This is a genomic window from Citrobacter sp. KTE151, from assembly GCF_000398845.1.
GTDB classification, from domain to species: domain Bacteria; phylum Pseudomonadota; class Gammaproteobacteria; order Enterobacterales; family Enterobacteriaceae; genus Citrobacter; species Citrobacter braakii.
In genome coordinates this window covers 1,139,096-1,157,681 of record NZ_KB976063.1, presented here as the reverse complement: position 1 = coordinate 1,157,681, position 18,586 = coordinate 1,139,096, and the positions used below count along the sequence as shown (strand labels likewise).

The window sequence follows — 18,586 nt, the reverse complement described above, 5'->3', positions numbered from 1 at the left end:
ATTCAGGCGCTCGTTTCTGGATTCAGGTATCAGTAAATGCTGATCCCCGTGCTGTTCTTCTTCACCACCATGACCAGCAGGTTGCTGATATCAGCCCAGGCCCCGCCGCCATACCCCCTGGATGACACCGTGAAGCTCAGCGTCACATTTCCACCTCCGGCTGGCATATCAAGAACCCTGCTGAATGATCTCGCTGTAATCGCGGGTTCTGCGTTGTATATCTCTCTGCCGTTGTGCTTCACCAAAAGCCCACAGTCTGTCCATATCTCGTTGCTTGTCTCTGATTTTGCCTTTCCTCCTGCAAAGGTGATGGGGGGAATGATTATCTGCCTGTCAAAATGGTGGTCATCCTGTATCTGAACCGTGAGGGTCCCATTCGGGTAATTAGCGCTTCCGGGGAAAGCCCGCCCCACGGCTTTAACGATATCGCCGACAATATTCTCTGCCCGCATTGTCCCGTTAATGGTGCAGTTTTCCGCTATCGTCACATTATTGAGGGTGCCGGAATTCGCGCTGATATTACCGCTGATATCCGCATTACGGGCAGTCAGCCTGCCGTCAGGCGTCAGCATAAAGGTCGGCGGGTTCCCGCCACTGGTGATGCTCGGGGCCGTCAGATATTTGAGGAACACCTCGTTCATAAATATCTGGTTGCCCTGCGCCACAAACATCGGAGTTTCATTGCCGTTCGCCGGGTTGATAAACGCGATACGGTCAGCCGCCACCAGGAACTGGCTCAGCTTACCTTCTTCCGTATCCTCCATGCTCAGGCCCAGACCAGCCACATAGTGCTTCCCGTCTTCGGTCTGTTCTATCTTCACGCCCCACATGGCATTCCACTTGCCGTTCGCGTCCTGCCACTCTTCCGAAAACTGATCCAGCCGGCTGGCGTTGTCTTCTGTCAGTTCCACCTTCTCCAGCAGTTCTTTGCCGAGGTGGCTTTCGGTGATTTCCCCTTTGAAGAAGTCCAGATAGCCCGCCGCATCGTTGCTGGCCTGGCCTTTAGCCTCCACGAACGCCGATTTCCCGACCTGGTTCACGGCACGGATATAGAAGTAATAGTCTTTACCTGGTTTGATACTCGCGTTTGCCGCAATCCAGTACAGCGCCGTGCCGAGATAACGCGCATCGCTTTCCACCTGGCGGATATCGGTTATCTGCGTATCCGTAAACCAGAATTCATACTGCACCGTGGGGTCATATACCGCCTGACGCGGGGTGGCGGTTATCTGGAAATAGCCGGGAATCAGCTCAACATAAGACGGTACAGCCGGCGCGGCGATACTGAAATCTGTGCTGGCAGGCTCACCCTGCTGGCCCTGGGTGTTCACCGCCCGCACCGTCAGGGTGTAGCGCCCCGGCGTCAGGTTGCGGAAGGTGTGCTCCGTTTCGGTCAGGGTCAGGCTGCTGGCCAGGCGGTCGCTGTTATCTTCCGCTTTCACCGTCAGGCGCAGGAAGAAGTTAACGCCTTTCACCACGCGCGGCGTGTCCCAGCGCGCCCGCGCCTGATACTGCCCGTCCTCTGCCAGAATCTCCGTGGTGAGATGCTGCACAGCGGGTGGGGTGTTCGTGATACCTGTGCCGGGCAACGGGTCAAACTTCGCACCGTTGTCCACGATGCTCTCTTTCTCCGGAACATGCTGCACGGCGGTGATGGCATACGTCCCGTCATCATTCTCCCGTATGGCCACGCAGCGAAACAGGCGCTGGCGCAGGTCCGGCAGTTTCAGCCCCCACACGCTGTACGCCGCCACGCCATCGGATAACTGGCTGACGGTCACGCGGTCCGGGGCCGGATGTGCAGTGACCGCGACGGTAACAGGCTGGCCATCGCTGCCCACCAGGTTCAGCACCACATTGCCGCCTGGCGGTATTTCCACCTCGCGGTCCAGGGTGAGCGTACGGGACAGGCTGTCGACCGACAGAACGCGTCCGCCCACGGTCACGCCGGCATAATCACTGTCGCAGACCTCAATGATATCGCCGGGAACATGTCGCAGTCCTTCGGCCCCCACGGAAAAATCCACCGTCTGCGTTTCCAGCAATTCGGTGGTGATGGCCCACAGTCCGGCGCGGTGCGCCTGCCCCCGGCTGGTACAGGCGAACGCGTCCATCTTCAGGACGTTGCGACCGTAGCGCCGGATGGCAGCGTCGTTTTCCACCAGTTCGGTGGACGTTTCCCAGCCGTTGTTCGGGTCGGTGTAACGGACCTCGGCGGCATTATGGCGCTCTTTCAGGGCGCTGAAGCTGTAGATGAACGGCGCACCGTCAGCGGGCATCACCACATTACTCTGCGTATAGGTCCAGACTTTATCGGCGGGCCGGTCCTGTACAAAGGTCAGGGTATTGCCGTTCCAGACCGGCATGCAGCGCATCAGGGAACAGAAGTCCCCCAGCACGTCCCACGCTTTACGCTGGTCCGTCAGATACGCATTGCAGGTGATACGCGGCTCTGTCCCGCCAAAACCGTCTGGAACAAGCCGATCGCAGTACTGTGCAATGGCATACAGCGCCCACTTGTCCACATCGGCAACACCGATGCGGCTTCCCATGCCATAGCGCGGGTGGGTCAGCATATCCAGCACACACCAGGCCGGATTATCTGTCCAGGCGGGTTTAAACGTCCCGTCCCACAGCCCGGAATACGTCCGTTTTACCGGATCATAATTCGACGGCACCTGTACGATACGCCCGCGCAGGAGATAGTTTCGCGTGACCTGTTGGCTGCCAAACTGCTCCGCGTCCACTTTTACCCCGATAACGGCGGTATTCGGATAGAGTTGTTTTACATCAATGATTTCGGTATAGCCCGACCACACCGTTTTGTTCTGCAGCAGGTCTGTCGTACTGTCATCAGTGATACGTTGCATGCGGACTTCAAACGGCCGGGGCGGCAAATCATCGATCACCACAGATGCCAGAAACTGCGTGGTTGTTTTACCTGTAATGGTGATATCCCGTTCCGTTCGCCACAGCCCGTCCCGGCGAAACTGGATCAGCATCTGTACGCTGGTCGGGTTGCGGTCGCCTTTGGTACTGGTACTGACCAGAGACTGCACACCAAAGGTAAAACGCAGACGGTCCACCGTTTTAGCGGTAATGGTGCGGGTCACCGGCTCTGACTTCTTCACCTCCACACCCAGCAGGGTTTCAGCACCTGAGTCTTCGAACCCCTCCATCGCGGTCTGCTCATCCTCCCCCACGCGGTAAACCACGGTGACACCGTGAACCATCGCATTACCGTCGCTGTCGAGGACCGGCGTTTTGTTAATTCTGACACTTTTCAGCCCGTCCACCGGACCTTCAATCGGCCCCTCGCAGATGGCATCAACAACGGTCAGCATCTGGCTGGATTTCAGGTCGTCAGGAGCCTCATGCGGCGTTTTACTGCTGCCACCACCCTTACCCATAATCTGTTCCCTCTGAAACGACAAAACCGCCCGAAGGCGGTTCTGTTTTAATATAAATATGCTGCAGTAAATCAGCGACCGATGATCACCACCTGCCCGCCGCCGCCCTCATCCCGTGTGCTTATTTCCTGGGAGATCGTGCGGGAGCCGACCAGCATTTCACCGTACAACACCGGCAGGGCATTCCCCTGCGCCACCATGTTGTCCAGTGACGAAAAATAAGTGTTCTGTTTGCCGTTATCGGTCTGCCGGGACGAGGGGATTTTTGCCTGCGGCGTCAGCATCTGCGCCACACCACCCAGCATCATGGCTGCCCCCATAGAAAACAGAACTGAGGATACCGAAATACCACCGGCAGATAACGCAGCCCCCCAGGCTGCCATTGAAGCGCCTGCCGTAAAAAAGGACGCGCCTATTGCCACAGCACCCAGCACGACCTGAAACAGGCCACCGGATTTTGCCCCTGCCATACGCGGGACAATATGAATAATGGCCCCGTCCGGCAGCGGTTCATGCAGACGGGCTGACACGCTGGTTTCATCCACATCCTGACCGGCGATGCGTATCTGATACCAGCCATCATTCATTTTCTGCCGGAAGCCCGGAACCTGTATGGCCAGCGCGTAAATGGCCTCGGCCCCCGTTTTTATACTGAGGCTGAAGCGGCGGCCAAATCGTTGTAAATCCCCGTGAAGGCAGAGTCGTGCCATGCCCGGTGTCGCCATATCGAGTGTGTGCGGCGTTGCCATTTTTCAGAATACCTCTCGCGTTTACTGAGCTGGTCAGGAATATGGTGCAGCAGTTCGCCGTCGCCGCAGTAAATCGCGGCATGGTTGGCAACTGATGAACCAAAACAACAAATCAGAATGTCTCCGGGCTGTGCCTCTTCAGCATTCACCCGATAAAAACCTGTCGCCTCCAGATTATCCAGATACAGATTCTCGCCCTGCTTCCACCAGTCCTCCCCCCGCGCAAAATCCGGCATCTCAATACCCGCCAGATGGTACGCATCTCGGAACAGGGTGTAACAGTCCGTCCCCCCGTGCTCAAATGCCCGCCCGGTGAGGAATGGCATGCAGCGAAATTTGTATATCCGGTCATCGCAGACCAGCCACCACGGCAGGCCACTTTGCACCTGCAGGCGGCGATCAACATCGCTGAGAAACGGCTGGCCATCGGGATGGCTGTGTACCAGGGCCACCACATCGCCTGCCGCCTGCGCCTGAAGGTAATCTGCCGGATCCATGCGGAAATACAGAGTCGGTTCAGCGGAAAGATTCTGGCAGGGAAAATACCGCTCCCCTGCGGGCGTGTTCACCACCCAGCCACACGATTCAGCCGGCGCGCATGCTACAGCATGCGCCAGGAGTGTTTTTTTCATGGGTGTATCCATCAGGAAAGACGGTTAATGGAGAGGAAACAGCCGATGCGCGGCAGGTTATTACGCAGCTCGCAGCCGGTACGGCATTTGCTGCAGGCATCTTTTGCAGGGTCTGTCGTGGGTTTATCAAACTCGTCCGCCACAGGTGGCCCGACATAGCCACACTCCTGCGAACGGTAGGTCCAGTTGCAGACATCAGCCAGCATGATCCGCGACGGATACACGCTACCGTCCGTTTCGGTCGGTGTGGCCAGCACGAAGGTCGCCGTGGTGGCTTTCAGCTCCGACAGTTGTTCAATCACCCAGCGGCTGACCACTTCCTGTTCCGGATCAGCCTCCGGATTGCCGCCTGTAAAGTTCACCGCATCGAGAAAACGGGCGTATACCACGCGCCTTACCACCGTGGCCCCGACGAGGCTCTGCACATCCTCCGCGAGTCCCGTGACCATGCCAAACAGGTTCGACACCGCCAGCGTCGGTCGGGAAGACGTCCCTTTCCCTACCAGATCAAATCCGGTTCCCTGTATCGGGTAAACGTCATACTTCCTGCCCTGCCAGGTGACCGGCTCTCCCTTCTCGTTTAGTTCATTTGAAAAGTAGTAACGCTGGCCACCAAAGGCCGTCAGGTCGATTACCCACAAGTCAATGCGGGCAGACTGCTCGGTTTTCGTGGTTTCGTTGAGGGTGTTCTGAGGAATATCCTGCATAAGGATCCTTAAGCAATAACCTGCTCAAATTTACATCTGAAATCAGAATACGTGACGTTGTCCGTAACAGACCATTCCCGGCAGACAACTTTAATCGTGCGGTTGTATTTTGGCGGTCGCCACAGAAAGGCTTTATATCCCCCGTGCTCGACCAGAAACGCTTCAAGTGCGGTGCGGGAATTGTCCGACGTTGTCCGGAAAACAGGCTGGAAGTTAATTAACTGATGGTTGAGTCCGGTCGGGCGACGTTGCTCATAGCCATCCCCAAATTTTATGGTTGTCACTGAAGGGGAAACAGAAGACGGCATCCCCTCCCTGGGTGCCCAATGAAAGGTTTTCACTTATCCTCCCGCCAGCATGCCGCCATCGCGGCCCTGAGTTCTCAGGATGCTCATGACGCGCGTATCGATCATTCTGACCAGCATCTGCGATGCCTGCGGCCCTATCTCCCCGTTTTGTCCGTCATTCTGGATGGCAATGTGATACACAGGTGAATAAGTAATCCACCCATTCATACCACCACCAGAGGAACCCGGGTCACCCAGCGCCCTGACGCCCAGCGTACCGTCAGGCGTTTTAGCAAGGGGCATAATGGCTTCCGGACCAGCTTCACCAAACACACCTGCCCCCTTTGCAAAAGCAAACAGGGTCGGGCTGTCATAGATGCCGTTACTGTAGGCACTTAATGAAGGTGAGTCATAAACACCGCCCTTCGCATTAAAACTAAAACTGCTGCCAAAACTGCTGATGGCCGTGCCGGTACTCGCGGTGGCTGCACCACCCAAAAGACTGCCGCCGATACCCATAATGGATTTCAGAATGGTGTTAGTAATCAGCGCCTGCGCTGCCATATCGACAAGGTTTTTAATCACCGACTGTGTCAGGGAGGAAAATAACCCAATCATCCCGTCCCGGAGTGTCTGTGTACCGTTCAGCATCCCGGTCAGCATGTTGGAGGTTCGCTCCTGGGTGGTTTCCATCAGGCCAATGGCGAGGCTGTTCAGGTTTCCCTGCGACTTATAAAGCTCCACCGCCGTCTGGTACTGCGCATCAGCGGAATCCTTGTCAGCCTTTTGCTTCAGCAGTTCGTACTGTTCTTTATTGATAACATCGTTCTGATAAAAAGCCTGCAGCAAAGACTGACGCTCGGCCAGTTGATTGCGCAGTTCTGCCAGCGGATCAACCGTGCCGGCGATATCAATCAGAGGGGCAGACATTGCCGCTGCCTGTGCCTGTAACAGTTCGCGGGCTGTACTTTGTGCCAGCGTGATTCTGGCCGTCTGGTATTCCTTTTCATCCAGAAGACGGGCATCCAGGAGCGACTTCAGCTCCTGGCTCGCTTCGCGCTCTTTCGTCAGAGAGGCTCTGGCCGGCGTATACTGTTCTGCCAGTTCGAGGCGCTGTTTCTGATAATTTTCAGCATTCAGTAGCAACGTCTTCTGAATATCAGCCTCGCTGGCCCCGTCAGCGCGGGCGGCTTCAAGGAGTTTTCTGGCGCTTTCCTGCTCCTGCAGGTTGATTCGTCCGAGACTTGAGGCATGCGCCGCTTCGATTTCACGCCGCAGTTGCTCATAATGGTTAACCTTCGCCTTTTGCCCCTTACCAGTATCCCCGCCTTCCCCGGTCCAGGGGGTATCGGGTTTATCGCTCCCTGTTTCATTCCTTGGTTTATCCGGCTTCGGCGAGGGATCGGTTTTCCCTGATTTAGCCTGCTCTATGGCCTCTTTGACAATTTTTTGCCGTTCCTTGAGGAGTTTTAACCCTTGTTCAACGGCATCCAGATCCCCTTTGTAGCGGGTTTTATCGTTCTGTACGCCTTTAAGCTGTCCGAACGGGTCGAAGCCGCTCAATCCATCGATACGGCTGTCCGCATCCTGAATTTCCTTAATCAGTTTATTTCGCTGAATAACCTGATTCTCAAACTGTTCATCAATATCCAGCTGTTTCACGTTGAGCTGGTTAAGCGACAGTTTTTTTAGTTCTTCATTCGTTTCAACGACAGCATTTTTCAGGTCAATCGCTGACTGACGGGCATTCTTCGCCTGATTATGGAAATAGAGCAACGCCGAACCTGCCAGCATCGCCGCTCCCACCGGACCGCCAACAAGTGCCAGCGCCCCTCTTGCCATACCTACTGCTGCAGAGGCTGCGCGGGCTGAAACGGAAAGCTGTTTATTGGCAGCATTCAGCTGGCTCTTTGCCTGGGTGGAGAGCAGTGTCTGCTCGGTTTCCTGCCGGATTAAGCGGTTAAACTCACTCTGATAACTGACGTTAAGGCCAAATTGTCTGGCACTTTTCTCCATTTCCCGATAACGCCCGAATTCTGCGTTATTCTGTGCCAGCGTGGCGGCGGTACTTTCCAGCGTTTTTCGCGCCATATCGGCCTGCGCCATCGCGCTGGCCCTGACTGCCTGCTGCTGCTCCACCCAGGCACCGATGTTGCCCCTGATACCTGCCGTCAGTTTTGTCGCCAGAACAGGAATCAGCGTATACAGCGCAACGTTGGCGACCGTATTAAAATTATCCGTCAGGCCATTAATGGCATCGGTAACGGTCTGAACACCACTGCGCAGCGGGCCGTTTCCGCTCTGTCCCACCTTAATAATCAGACCTTCAAAAGCCGAAGTCAGGCTGAGAAGATCGCCGTTGAGGTTATTTACCCTGATTTCGGCCTGCTCATGTGCGGTCTGTGTACCGGTCAGGGCGGCGGTCAGCGACTCCACCTTCTCGCGGTTCTGCACCAGGATGGATGCCGCGCTGAGGTTTTCCACCCCGAACAGCTTCACGGCCTGCTTTGTTGACTGGTTTTTCCCGGCCAGGTTCTCCAGTGCCTGACTCAGCCCGACAACAGAAGGCTTCAGGGTTTTATCGGTTCCCTTCTCCAGATTCAGGATCACGTTACGCAGCGCGGTTCCGGCCTCGCCGCCTTTAACCTCACGCTCCGCCAGTACCTGTATGGCGGCATTGAGGGTTTCAAAACCTACGCCAGCCTGTGCCGCTGCCACCCCGCCATTTTTAATAGCAGCAGCAGTATCGGCTATCTCCGACGAACCAAATTTCGCGCCGGCAGCCAGCACATTGATATACCGGTCGGCTTCACTGGCTCCCGCCCCAAACTGGTTTAACGACAGCGCCAGCGTTCGGGTGGCATCCGGAAGCGTGGTCCCTGCCGCCTGGGCCAGCGTTAACGCGCTTTTGGTCGCCGCCGTCAGCCCCGCAGAGGTACTCAGCAGTTCAGGCTTTGCCGAAGCCATCAGCTTAATGGCCTCGGCAGCCTGCGATGCGCTGTATTCCGTTGTGCGGCCCATTTCCTGCGCTGCCTGATCGTACAGTTTCATCTGCGCACTGGTGGCACCGGTGATGGCCTGCAAATCCGACAGCGACTGGCTGTACTGCCGCGTAGTGTTAATAATGGCGCCCAGCGATAAACCCGCCCCGGCAAAACCTGCCAGCCTGCCAGCCAGCCCTGATACCGAAGCAGAAACACGCTTATAGGCATCCTCCGTCTTTTTCGCATCAGCCTGGGCATTGCGATTAAACTGGCGTGACTGACTCTCTGCGCTGCCGTAGGCGCTCATCAGCTGCGATTTAAAGTTCGCTGCATTCAGATGCAGCCCAACGGCAAGAGAGGCAACGTCACCCATTACATTAATACCTTCATGACTGCCGCACACTGCGCATCCAGACTCGGATTCACGGCGGCGGTGGGGGATTTATCAGGGGGCGGATTACTGTCAGGCTCTTCCCGGCAAGGCTTTTTGAAAATGCCCTGCTTGAGGAAGAAAGCTCGCCAGTGGAAAAGCGTGTCAGCCGGAAGCGCCGCAATTTTTGACGGGTCAGGCTCGCCCCAGCGGTCGGCCAGCCAGAAAATCAGCTCCAGCCAGGGCGAGTCACTCAGTTTTTTTCGGCGGTTTCCAGCTTACCGATGGCGTGCTTTTTCACTTTGTCGATGGCATCCAGAAGCACAACGTTATCGTGTGCCGCCAGCAGCTCCTTCGCCGTGGGTTTGTCTTTGGCTTTAATCGGCGAGCCGTCAGGCTGAACCAGGCTGTCGATAACAATCTGTACGCTCAGCTCAGACGCCAGGCGGGCATTGCCAGAGGTCTGCGCCTCGATGAGTGCATCTTCATGATCAATAAGCTCAGCCGCCGTCAGCCGACGCAGGAAAACCTTTGTGCCTAAAATTTCAGTTTCAGTAGGCGTGGATTTCGTTTTGAGCAGTGCATTTTTCAGTGCGGAGAGGCTAAATTCAGACATGGTGTATCCTGTTTTTCAGACGAAAAAAAACCGCCCGGAGGCGGTGTATATCGGGAAACAGATTACGCTCCGGCATCTGGTGCCGGCGCGGCGATCCCCCATTTAATGTTGTTTTGCTTACCCTGCACCGTAATCTGGATAACTTCACTGGCAGGCGCTGTGATTTCGTTCATCTGCCAGCCTGAAAGCGCAAGGATCATTGAAGCCGTTCTTTTGTTCGGCAGCTCAATATAAAACTGAACGGTCTTACGCTGTTCTGCAGCATTGAGGAACGCGGTGAAATCTTCGTTTTCCGGGTCGTCAATGAATCCCAGCGATTTCTCCGGCCCTTCCGGCAGGTCTGACACCGACTGCTTACTCTTGTCCAGCAGGGTGGTACAGTCGACAAATCCTCCCGTCTGACCTGTCGCGCCCAGTGCCTTACAGTTAATCAGGGGTTTGAGCGCCGCCACAGCGGCCCCCACCTCGCCGAACTTCACCACCGTCCCGGCAGGAAGCATTGCGTACTCAGGGGATGATTTTGGCGTGTTATTTTCATCAGCCATAATGATTCTCTCTTAAATAGTGGGCAGCGGTTGCTACCTGTTCTGAATACCATTGCGGATTTCAACGGTCAGAATGCGCAGAACCTGCCGGACGTTGTAATCCAGTGCCGGACGGATGAATGGATCGGCAACCTGTTTCACCGTACCGAACTCTTGGGCCAGCGCTTTCATGTAATGCTTCTTGCTGGGGCCAACCCGAAGGGTGACCACCGTATTTCCGCGACCTTTCCGCGTGGATGAGCGAATTTTGATGGAATCACGCATATGCTGCTCTGCAGAGGATGCATCGTCGAAGCCGGCATGTTGTTTCATGTCGTCTTCAACCACTTTCAGCGCCTCACGCCCCGCGTCACGTAACACCTTCGTGCCGACCTTTTCACCGAGTGCGATAAGCTGCCGCTCCAGCTCGTCCAGCCCTTTTACGTCCATAGTGATCATGGTGAGGCATCCCGGTAGTGAAAGGTGAAATCCCGGACGAGCCGGTACTGAATATTGCCGCTGGTCAGTACCGATTTACTCTGCTGTATTCCACCCCGGACCACATTCTGCACGGGAAAGCCCTCCAGCTGGCCATGCACGATAGCGGTCCATTCCGCGCTGATTTTCTTATCCAGCTGTAACAGGCGGGTGTAGTCATTAAGCAGATAAATCGCTATCTGGAAGCGACCCGCAATCAAGCCTGTGCGCAACAGTCCGGCGTACAGCTCCGGATCGGAGATACACTGGTAAGTAATTCCCTCCTGCAGCTCATCAGGCAGGAGCAGAGGGTAAACATCCAGCCCGGTCAGGCGTTCAAGTGCTGCCTTTAATGCCAGCTCGATCATGACGTGCGTCTGCCTCCCCTGTGATGATGATGCGGTCCGCAAGACGTTCGACGTTACGAACGGTATAAACCCGGTCAGACGTCGTTATTTTCCAGTCGATATCAATATTCAGGTTCGGATGAGTGGTAAAAAGACACGTTTCAACAACCTGTTGTTGATCCAGTGTGCGGATCTTTCTGCCCGAGACCAGCTCGCGCTTCGCCCAGGCTTTCCCGGTCGTGACCAGTTGCTCCGGCAGCTGTTCACCCAGCGGTCCCCGACCGGATTGCATATACCCAATCGAAAGACGGCAGGTCATCTCTTCCGGCTTCAGGCTCATACGGTGTTCTCCTGCAACGGGAAAAGAAGATGCCGGACCGGAGCCGTCTCCAGCCACTGACCGGTGAAACCATTCAGATACGCATCCCCGACCAGATACTGCATGGCCAGCTGGATATCTTCATCCGCCACAAAACCGCGTACACCTTCCGGCAGCGCCTGCAGTTCGTCGTCGCTTCCCACCAGTTTGCAGTAGTAGTCACGTTCAATACTCTTCTGCGCAGCCGCCACCATTTTAGTGAGCATGCCGTCATGCTCCGTGAAATCCGGCTCCAGACGGAGCTGGGTTTTCACGTCATCCAATGTCAGTATCATGGTCATCGGCTCCCTTGCGGGGACTCAGCGCCTTTTCCGCATCTTCTGGCCATACCGCAATATGGCGTTCAACCAGTTTTTCTGCGTACTCAGTATCAAAACAGGCCGTATCACCGCGTGAATAACGATGATAGGGTCCCAGGAAAAAAACCGCTTTCCGCATCACTTCTGCTCCCGTCAGGACCGTGGCCCCGTTTGTTTCACTTCCGGTCAGATCAACACCTGTATCACCTGAACCCGCTGCAGTATTCTGACCGTCATCCCCGTCCACTGTATTTTCCGGCGTCAGTTCATCCGGCTTTTTCACATCACCGGCTGCAACCGCCGCTGCCGCTGCTTTTGCCGCTTTCGTCGTCATCGTTTTGCTCCTGAAAAGAAAAAACCCGCTGCTGCGGGCTTGGGGAATTACGTGCTTTTACGCTGTGCGACCGTGGTCGCACAGAGTGCAGGACCGGTTAAAACAGCACTTTTGTCCCGAGAACAAGACCTTCCGGATGACGGAAGCCGATATCGTGCTCCGTCACCACGCGAATCAACGACTGGTTACGGGAGAACGCGGAAACCAGATTTCCGTCCCCGTCCTGATAGGAGGCTTCCTGCGAAAACGACACCTTCATGTTGCCGTCTTCACCGATAACCACGTCATTAAAGTCAGCGAAGTAAATTTCCGACTCTTTGCCAGCGTCACCGAGGTTTGCCGGGATAGCGCTGGTACGCTGAATCTGAAATCCCTTCAGCATCCCCTGGGCCATTTCCGGGTAGACCTTATTACCGTTACCGTCGCGCAGCCCGAACAGTTTCATGTAGGTACGGTTCGACATGCCCCAGCCGCAGCTGATCATGTTGCTGTTCCCGTCCATCGCCATCAGGATGATGCTGTCGAGATAGGTATCAATCGTCTGCAGATTAACCTCTGCAGCAGCTTCCCACGGCAGCAGGCGGTTCCACTCAGTTGCTCGCGTTTTCATACCGACAGGCGTATCACCGGTACCGTCATCGCGCATAAAGGCTTTATCTTCACGAACAGAGATCGCGGTCAGAATATCCTGCAGGACCAGCTGCTCCACGTTGTAGCCAGCACGACCAATCAGCTGGTTTGAGATTGGAACCATTGCAATCATGGTTTTCGCAGTGAGTTTCACATCATCGAAGCGCGCTTCTGATGTTTTCGCATCCTTGCCTTCCCCGGTGTAGCTCGCCGTCGCACCACCTGCCAGACGCGGCAGCGCCATGTTGCCGTTCGGCAGCGGAATGGAGCGCGCGCCCAGCTTACGAACGATGGTGCGATCGCGCAGCAGTTCGATCACCTCGCTGTGCAGGTTTTGCGGAATAAGAACACCGCCTGACGCGGCGGCAGTGTTGATGGCCATCGAGACAGACTGGTCATTCAGTTCTTCAGCTGCAAATTTAGCAGCATCCTGAACGTTACCCTGTGCTGCCGCAATCGACATCACCAGACGGGTCATGCCTGCGCCGGTATATTGCTTTGGCTCAGCCTTAATGCTGATACCTGGAGTCTGCTGTGTGCCTTTAACCGGTTTGGCGACAAGCGCTGCAGCACGTTCAGCCGCTTCCAGACGCTCAATCTTGGCGCTGATATCCGTGAACTGCTGCTGCAGGCTGGCAAATTCGGTTAACTGCTCCGCAGTCAGCGTACCGCCACCAGTTTCTACTGCCGCCAGTACCTGAACCTTCTGATTAATACCCGCACGTTCACGACGCAATTCTTCAATATGATCCATGTTTTTCTCTCTTTTTGGCATAAAAAAAGCAGCCTGTTGGCTGCTTTCTGGTAATGACGCGTTAGCGCCGGGTTACATTCTGGTTTGCAGGTCCATCGCGGCTGCCTGCAACTTTATGGAAGTGGTTTGTTGAGGTTGTTTGTACTTTGCCGCAATGGCATTAATCGCGGACTGAGGATCCGAAACTTCATCAGCAAGACCAGCAGAAATGGCATCAGCGCCGAAATAGATTCCGGCCTGTGTGTTAATCACCGTCTGAGGGGCAAGTTTCCGGTATTCCGCTACAGAGGTAATAAACGTCTCGTACATATCGTCAATCATCCTCTGGAACATTCCCCGAGCGTCTTCACTCAGTGGCTCATGTTGTGTACCGTTATTTTTGTTATCTCCCCGAAAAATCGTGGTGAATGTTAACCCCATTTGCTCTTCCATCCTGGAAGTATCCAGGTGTTCCATGATCACTCCAATCGAGCCGACTCCACTGGTCTGGCTGACTACAATTTTGCTGCAGGCCGAAGCGATAAAGTAAGCCGCAGAATAGGCGCTGTAGTTCACAATTGCAGTAATAGGCTTAGTTTGACGTGACTGGAAAATATAATCGGCCAGTTCCTTGCATCCAACCGCCGCACCACCACCAGAATTTATATCCAGCACAATTTCACTGATGGAAGGGTCATTTAATGCAGCATGCACCTGGCTACGTATGCGCTCATAGCTGGTAAGTTCCGAACACATTGCAGTAATTTGCCCACGACGTGGAACCAGAATGCCGTGAACAGGAATAACAGCCATTCCACTAGCTGGTTGAACCAAATCTGGCGCCTGATTGTTATCAGGATTCTGTGTCATGTGAATTCCAGCCTCTTCTGATAATCCCTGAATACGGGGAACCAGCACAGCTTTTACAGAATCCATTGTCTGTCGTGTCACGTAATGTGGAACACCAAAGACCATAGCCGCCAGATGCGGCAGATTAATTAAATTTTTTGTCATGATGTTTACCAGGTCAGCCCGCACTGCGGGTGATATTCAGTTTCTGGACAGAATAGAGTTGATTTCTGCCAGTTGTTTTGCTGTTGGCGTGTTATCGCCAGGTAAGATTTGTTTACTGTCGACCATATTCAGAGGCGTCAGGTATTTGTCCCCTCCGGCGATGGGTGGAAGGTTCTCCATGCGGCGAATGTCGTTAACCGATAACCAGCCCCACTGGCGGCCTAATGCATAAGATTCATAGCGTGACTTCTGATCACCGCGCAGCAGGCCAGAAACATTGAATTCAATGTACAGATCACTGCGCTCGCTGGGTAAAAGCAGATCGCGCATTAATGCGCCTTCATGGCGCTTCAGCCAGGCCAACAGCGTGTACATCACAAACTGCAGCCCCTGGTGCTCAATGTTGTTATTCGTGGCTTTCGCCAGCATCTGCACCATATGGGGCGGGATTTTATAGAGCCGGCACACTTCCTCCACGCCCCATTGACGGGACTGTAACAGCTGCGCTTTCTCATTATCCTGAGATAGCTGTTTGTAGCTCATCCCTTCCTGAAGCAATGCAACAGAGAATGCGTTCCTGACGCCGGAATATCTGTCCGTCCACTTTGCCAGCAGGCGGTCGATAGCATCCTGGCTTTTGATCGTCGGAGCGTCTTTTGGACGTTCAATAACGCCGCTCATCGTTGTACCACGGCGAAAGACCTGAGAAGCATGCTCTTCCACGGCGAGGTTTAGCCCAAGAACATCCGCGTTCGTCTGGATTGGGGAACTGCCGATATAGCCATCCAGTGAGAAGACCTTCACATGATGCATCATGCGCATTGGCAACGTTTCGCCAATTTCGGGTAGTTCATAATATGGCATCCCATCCGGGCCTTTCAGGACAATGACCTTTTGGGGATTAACCGGGATTAATTCGCGGGGATAACCTTTCCCGTCCCTGTCGATGATCGAGTAGCAATTTCCCTCCAGGCCAAGCAGGCCCTGCTGCTGTTCAAAGTATTCAAATGAAGTGTCTTTTTTGTTGGGCTCGGAATGAATCAGATCATATACAGGGTGGTCAGTCGCCCGTTCACGGCCTCCGTTAGCGCCTCGCCTGTAAAGTTCACACGGCAGCTGCGCCACCGATTCTGCCAGAAGCGTTACACATGCCCGGACCGCCGATAACGCCATTGCGGTTTCAGAAGTGATAACGATCCCCGCCTTGCTCTGGCTGGAACTCACACCACCCAGCATCGCCTGCCAGAAACTACCACCAGACTGAGATTTACCCCGAAACATCTGGGGAATGAACATTATTCACCCCCTGATTTAATTACGCTGGCAGACATTGATTTCGCGATTAAAAATGACCACAGCAGGCAGATTGAACCGCCAGTAATAAGCCCGGCTGCAGGTGAAATAAGCCAGGCACCGGCAGACAGTAACGCGGCTCCGGCGAGGCCGATAAAAAAACTTAAAAACGTCATTAGCATGCTACATCTTCCTCGTCGTAAACGGATGAATTACTCGCCCGGCTATTCAACATTGCCCGTCCGATTGCCATAATCAGCGAAACCGCGCCATCGATTTTGTTTTCGTTATGCTCTTTGATGGGTTTAACCACATCGTCATTACCGGGCAAATACTTCCCGACGACGTTGCTGATACACCAGCTCATAATCGGGTTCCCGTCGTGATGAAAGCGGCCTGACTCAATGGCGGCTTCCAGCTCCTTCGTCGGATCAGACATATTGGTGTAGTTCTGAACAATAGTGATCGGATTAAGGCTTTCATCAGCCAGATCATGTGAAAGCCCCGTCGCGCCGAACGGGTCAATCGGTGACTCACTGACTGGGTTGAGCTTGTTTGCCGCCTTGGCCTCTTCAAGGATGTAGCGGTAATCAACTTCAGCGCCATCAGTAACTGTAAGCAGTCCCATTTCAACCCATTTCTGAAATCGCTCCGCAGTACGACGATCTTCGTTCTTTTCAACGCTGAATACTGCGTCGTAGGGAACCCAGAAGCGGGGAGCAACGCTGTAGTAATGTGTCTTGCCGTCAATTTCCCTGGTGAACAACCGCGCCATACTGTTCATATCCAGCTTGCGCGCCAGGTCGAAAGACAGAACACATGGCTGTCCTTCGAATTGCTCCAGCGTAAGTGTCTTATCCTCACAGTTCTGCCAGGAAACCAGGTTGTAGAAAGCAGCACGGGCTGCAACCCAGATGTTGAGGTGTTTAGTTTTAAATACACCAGCCTGACGGGCGTTATTAATAGCTCTCTGTTGCTGGCTGAGGAGAAAGTCACGATAGACCGACACGCCCATATTCGGGTTAGCTTTTTCCAGCACTTTAGGATCGGTCCAGTCATCCCCCTCGTCGACGGTGTATATCACGCCGAACAATTCCTCATTCGGTACTGTGCCATTCAGCATCTCAATCACTTCACGCCGTTTGTCGTAGCATGGCCCCTCAATGTTGTAACCCGCCGTCGTGATCGCCCACATTAGTGGTTGTCGCCGCGCCCCCATACCCGTCAGCATAGTGGTGTAGAGCGAATCTGTGGGATGTTCGTGATACTCGTCAACAATCGCACAGTGCGGTGAAGCGCCGTCCCCAGGGTTACCAATCAGCGGCTCAAAACGCGCGCCATCTTCTGGCCGGCTCAGGTTGGACGCATTAACTTCAATCCCGAACGCTTCCACCAGCAGCGGGGTGCGCTTACACATCAGACGAGCTGGTCTGAATACTTCCCACGCCTGTTTTTCAGTTGTGGCCCCGGAATATACTTCAGCGCCAAACTCGTTATCACAGGTAAAACAGTACAGCGCCACACCTGCCGAAATAGCTGATTTCCCATTTTTACGCGGTATCTCCGTGTAAACCTCGCGAAATCGTCGAAGCTTCGACCCTTTCTGGACCCAGCCAAAGGCGCAGCACACAATAAACAGTTGCCATGCCTCCAGAGTGATCGGCATCCGCTTGAATGCCCACTCTCCTTTTGTATGTGGCAACAACTGGATAAATTTCGCGGCCTTTTCTGCCATGTCTTTATCGAAGCGGTAACGAAATTTCTTACTCTTTTCAGCCGCCATGTCATCGATATGACGCTGGCAGGCCTGAATGACAAACTGGCACGCCGGAATTTTCCCCCGCACAACGTTGCGGGCGTATTGATTCGCGGCGTTTACGTTGGGGTACGATTTCCGGCTCATGAGTTGATCATCTTCAGGAATGGGTTAGAGGCTTTCTTCTGTCCGGCAAGGCCGATCAGTCGTTGACGACTGCTGGGGTCAAGTCCAAGCATGGAGCCGGTAGAACTCATCTCCGATTCCTGCTCTTTCTTTGCTGTTAGCTCAGGGTTTTTTATCTTTCCCCCCATAGCACCAGTGATAGACAACCCATCTCTGGCGATATTTTTAACCGCCCTGCGCCAGAACTCGTAGGCAACACACCAGCGCTCGAGTACGGCAAGATCGGTAACACACAGTAATCCCTGCCCACATAATTCTTTCGTGGTCAGTTCCCACATGACGGACGCCATTGGCAGACCTTCATCCTCAGAAAACCAGTCAGGTGGTGCCACGCCTTTAATCGGTGTGAATACAGGTTCCTCTTTATTCAGGGCTCGTTTGCCGGGGTTCCCTGCCAGCTCCTTGCGCGCCGTTGGCTTGGGGCGACGCCCGGAACGCCCCGCCGTTCCAGCCATAAGCGACACTCCTGGTTAAATTTCATTTTTCGCGGGTATAAAAATACGAGGAAGCGGGCAGTCCTGAAAGGCGAAAGGGGTCAGGGATTGTACTGAACCCCATAACCTGGACACTTTTTACATTTCTCTTGATGCCCGGTATTCCACCGGGCTCATACCTGTTTTGAGGCTGATCCTTTCATTATTGAAGTAACAGATATAGCCTTCTATATCCTGCATCAGCACATTCACTGAGTCATACCGGTTACGGTGATACATCTCCACCTTCAGATGGCTGAAGAAGTTTTCCATCACCGCATTATCCAGGCAGTTCCCTTTGCGTGACATACTCTGGGTCACTCCGGCATCTGCCAGCATTGAACGCCACATCGGCGTCCGGTACTGCCAGCCCTGGACGCCCTTCT

At 54.4% G+C, this 18,586-nt stretch carries 20 protein-coding genes; all 20 read right to left on the bottom strand.

Annotation, left to right across the window (positions count from 1 at the left end):
- Positions 1 to 29: 29 nt before the first annotated feature.
- Positions 30 to 3,410: a phage attachment tail tip protein J gene (locus tag WC7_RS15895; protein WP_016152745.1), complete on the bottom strand. Its 3,381-nt coding sequence runs from the start codon at positions 3,408 to 3,410 to the stop codon at positions 30 to 32.
- 71 nt (positions 3,411 to 3,481) lie between these two features.
- Positions 3,482 to 4,159: a tail assembly protein gene (locus WC7_RS15900; RefSeq protein WP_049268765.1), complete on the bottom strand. Its 678-nt coding sequence runs from the start codon at positions 4,157 to 4,159 to the stop codon at positions 3,482 to 3,484.
- Positions 4,057 to 4,791: a C40 family peptidase gene (locus WC7_RS15905; RefSeq protein WP_016152744.1), complete on the bottom strand. Its 735-nt coding sequence runs from the start codon at positions 4,789 to 4,791 to the stop codon at positions 4,057 to 4,059. The genes WC7_RS15900 and WC7_RS15905 overlap by 103 nt, the downstream gene beginning before the upstream one ends.
- 11 nt (positions 4,792 to 4,802) lie before the next feature.
- Positions 4,803 to 5,498 (bottom strand): phage minor tail protein L, encoded by a 696-nt coding sequence (locus WC7_RS15910; RefSeq protein ID WP_016152743.1) that lies wholly within the window; start codon positions 5,496 to 5,498, stop codon positions 4,803 to 4,805.
- Between the two features lie 8 nt (positions 5,499 to 5,506).
- Entirely contained in the window at positions 5,507 to 5,839 is a 333-nt protein-coding gene (locus WC7_RS15915; protein WP_016152742.1) for a phage tail protein, read from the bottom strand.
- Positions 5,840 to 9,142, bottom strand: coding sequence for a phage tail tape measure protein (locus WC7_RS15920; protein ID WP_016152741.1), 3,303 nt, complete (start codon positions 9,140 to 9,142; stop codon positions 5,840 to 5,842). It lies immediately after the preceding gene.
- Positions 9,143 to 9,392: 250 nt separating this feature from the next.
- On the bottom strand, positions 9,393 to 9,755 hold the full coding sequence (locus WC7_RS15925; protein ID WP_016152740.1) for a hypothetical protein: 363 nt from the start codon (positions 9,753 to 9,755) through the stop codon (positions 9,393 to 9,395).
- A 62-nt stretch (positions 9,756 to 9,817) separates the two neighbouring features.
- Entirely contained in the window at positions 9,818 to 10,300 is a 483-nt protein-coding gene (locus WC7_RS15930; protein WP_003832379.1) for a hypothetical protein, read from the bottom strand.
- Between the two features lie 33 nt (positions 10,301 to 10,333).
- Positions 10,334 to 10,738 carry an HK97-gp10 family putative phage morphogenesis protein gene (locus WC7_RS15935; protein WP_016152739.1) on the bottom strand — a complete coding sequence of 135 codons (405 nt, stop codon included), beginning with the start codon at positions 10,736 to 10,738 and terminating at the stop codon, positions 10,334 to 10,336.
- Positions 10,735 to 11,124 carry a hypothetical protein gene (locus tag WC7_RS15940; RefSeq protein ID WP_016152738.1) on the bottom strand — a complete coding sequence of 130 codons (390 nt, stop codon included), beginning with the start codon at positions 11,122 to 11,124 and terminating at the stop codon, positions 10,735 to 10,737. The genes WC7_RS15935 and WC7_RS15940 overlap by 4 nt, the downstream gene beginning before the upstream one ends.
- Positions 11,093 to 11,443, bottom strand: a complete 351-nt coding sequence (locus WC7_RS15945) for a phage head closure protein (RefSeq protein WP_016152737.1) — start codon at positions 11,441 to 11,443, stop codon at positions 11,093 to 11,095. The genes WC7_RS15940 and WC7_RS15945 overlap by 32 nt, the downstream gene beginning before the upstream one ends.
- Positions 11,440 to 11,757: a head-tail connector protein gene (locus WC7_RS15950; protein WP_016152736.1), complete on the bottom strand. Its 318-nt coding sequence runs from the start codon at positions 11,755 to 11,757 to the stop codon at positions 11,440 to 11,442. Before WC7_RS15950 ends, WC7_RS15945 begins: the two co-directional genes overlap by 4 nt.
- Complete coding sequence (locus WC7_RS15955) at positions 11,738 to 12,115, bottom strand: hypothetical protein (protein WP_016152735.1); 378 nt, start codon at positions 12,113 to 12,115, stop codon at positions 11,738 to 11,740. Before WC7_RS15955 ends, WC7_RS15950 begins: the two co-directional genes overlap by 20 nt.
- Before the next feature lie 97 nt (positions 12,116 to 12,212).
- Positions 12,213 to 13,499, bottom strand: a complete 1,287-nt coding sequence (locus WC7_RS15960) for a phage major capsid protein (RefSeq protein ID WP_016152734.1) — start codon at positions 13,497 to 13,499, stop codon at positions 12,213 to 12,215.
- A gap of 72 nt (positions 13,500 to 13,571) precedes the next feature.
- Entirely contained in the window at positions 13,572 to 14,492 is a 921-nt protein-coding gene (locus tag WC7_RS15965; RefSeq protein WP_016152733.1) for a S49 family peptidase, read from the bottom strand.
- A 36-nt stretch (positions 14,493 to 14,528) separates the two neighbouring features.
- Positions 14,529 to 15,788, bottom strand: a complete 1,260-nt coding sequence (locus WC7_RS15970; protein WP_016152732.1) for a phage portal protein — start codon at positions 15,786 to 15,788, stop codon at positions 14,529 to 14,531.
- A complete protein-coding gene (locus tag WC7_RS15975; protein WP_003832363.1) occupies positions 15,788 to 15,967 on the bottom strand; it encodes a hypothetical protein in 180 nt (59 codons plus the stop codon). Before WC7_RS15975 ends, WC7_RS15970 begins: the two co-directional genes overlap by 1 nt.
- Positions 15,961 to 17,688, bottom strand: coding sequence for a terminase large subunit (locus WC7_RS15980; RefSeq protein ID WP_016152731.1), 1,728 nt, complete (start codon positions 17,686 to 17,688; stop codon positions 15,961 to 15,963). Before WC7_RS15980 ends, WC7_RS15975 begins: the two co-directional genes overlap by 7 nt.
- Entirely contained in the window at positions 17,685 to 18,182 is a 498-nt protein-coding gene (locus WC7_RS15985) for a phage terminase small subunit P27 family (RefSeq protein ID WP_016152730.1), read from the bottom strand. Before WC7_RS15985 ends, WC7_RS15980 begins: the two co-directional genes overlap by 4 nt.
- A 117-nt stretch (positions 18,183 to 18,299) precedes the next feature.
- On the bottom strand, positions 18,300 to 18,586 hold a 287-nt coding region (locus WC7_RS15990), incomplete at its 5' end, for an IS3 family transposase (RefSeq protein WP_016152729.1).

Excerpts from the sequence above, each read along its gene's own strand:
- WC7_RS15960 (WP_016152734.1), bottom strand. The coding sequence starts at position 13,499 with ATGGATCATATTGAAGAATTGCGTCGTGAACGTGCGGGTATTAATCAG.
- WC7_RS15970 (WP_016152732.1), bottom strand. The coding sequence starts at position 15,788 with ATGTTCATTCCCCAGATGTTTCGGGGTAAATCTCAGTCTGGTGGTAGT.
- WC7_RS15925 (WP_016152740.1), bottom strand. The coding sequence starts at position 9,755 with ATGTCTGAATTTAGCCTCTCCGCACTGAAAAATGCACTGCTCAAAACG.
- WC7_RS15955 (WP_016152735.1), bottom strand. The coding sequence starts at position 12,115 with ATGACGACGAAAGCGGCAAAAGCAGCGGCAGCGGCGGTTGCAGCCGGT.
- WC7_RS15920 (WP_016152741.1), bottom strand. The coding sequence starts at position 9,142 with ATGGGTGACGTTGCCTCTCTTGCCGTTGGGCTGCATCTGAATGCAGCG.
- WC7_RS15965 (WP_016152733.1), bottom strand. The coding sequence starts at position 14,492 with ATGACAAAAAATTTAATTAATCTGCCGCATCTGGCGGCTATGGTCTTT.
- WC7_RS15905 (WP_016152744.1), bottom strand. The coding sequence starts at position 4,791 with ATGAAAAAAACACTCCTGGCGCATGCTGTAGCATGCGCGCCGGCTGAA.
- WC7_RS15980 (WP_016152731.1), bottom strand. The coding sequence starts at position 17,688 with ATGAGCCGGAAATCGTACCCCAACGTAAACGCCGCGAATCAATACGCC.
- WC7_RS15975 (WP_003832363.1), bottom strand. The coding sequence starts at position 15,967 with ATGCTAATGACGTTTTTAAGTTTTTTTATCGGCCTCGCCGGAGCCGCG.
- WC7_RS15935 (WP_016152739.1), bottom strand. The coding sequence starts at position 10,738 with ATGATCACTATGGACGTAAAAGGGCTGGACGAGCTGGAGCGGCAGCTT.
- WC7_RS15930 (WP_003832379.1), bottom strand. The coding sequence starts at position 10,300 with ATGGCTGATGAAAATAACACGCCAAAATCATCCCCTGAGTACGCAATG.
- WC7_RS15940 (WP_016152738.1), bottom strand. The coding sequence starts at position 11,124 with ATGATCGAGCTGGCATTAAAGGCAGCACTTGAACGCCTGACCGGGCTG.
- WC7_RS15910 (WP_016152743.1), bottom strand. The coding sequence starts at position 5,498 with ATGCAGGATATTCCTCAGAACACCCTCAACGAAACCACGAAAACCGAG.
- WC7_RS15895 (WP_016152745.1), bottom strand. The coding sequence starts at position 3,410 with ATGGGTAAGGGTGGTGGCAGCAGTAAAACGCCGCATGAGGCTCCTGAC.
- WC7_RS15945 (WP_016152737.1), bottom strand. The coding sequence starts at position 11,443 with ATGAGCCTGAAGCCGGAAGAGATGACCTGCCGTCTTTCGATTGGGTAT.
- WC7_RS15985 (WP_016152730.1), bottom strand. The coding sequence starts at position 18,182 with ATGGCTGGAACGGCGGGGCGTTCCGGGCGTCGCCCCAAGCCAACGGCG.
- WC7_RS15900 (WP_049268765.1), bottom strand. The coding sequence starts at position 4,159 with ATGGCAACGCCGCACACACTCGATATGGCGACACCGGGCATGGCACGA.
- WC7_RS15950 (WP_016152736.1), bottom strand. The coding sequence starts at position 11,757 with ATGATACTGACATTGGATGACGTGAAAACCCAGCTCCGTCTGGAGCCG.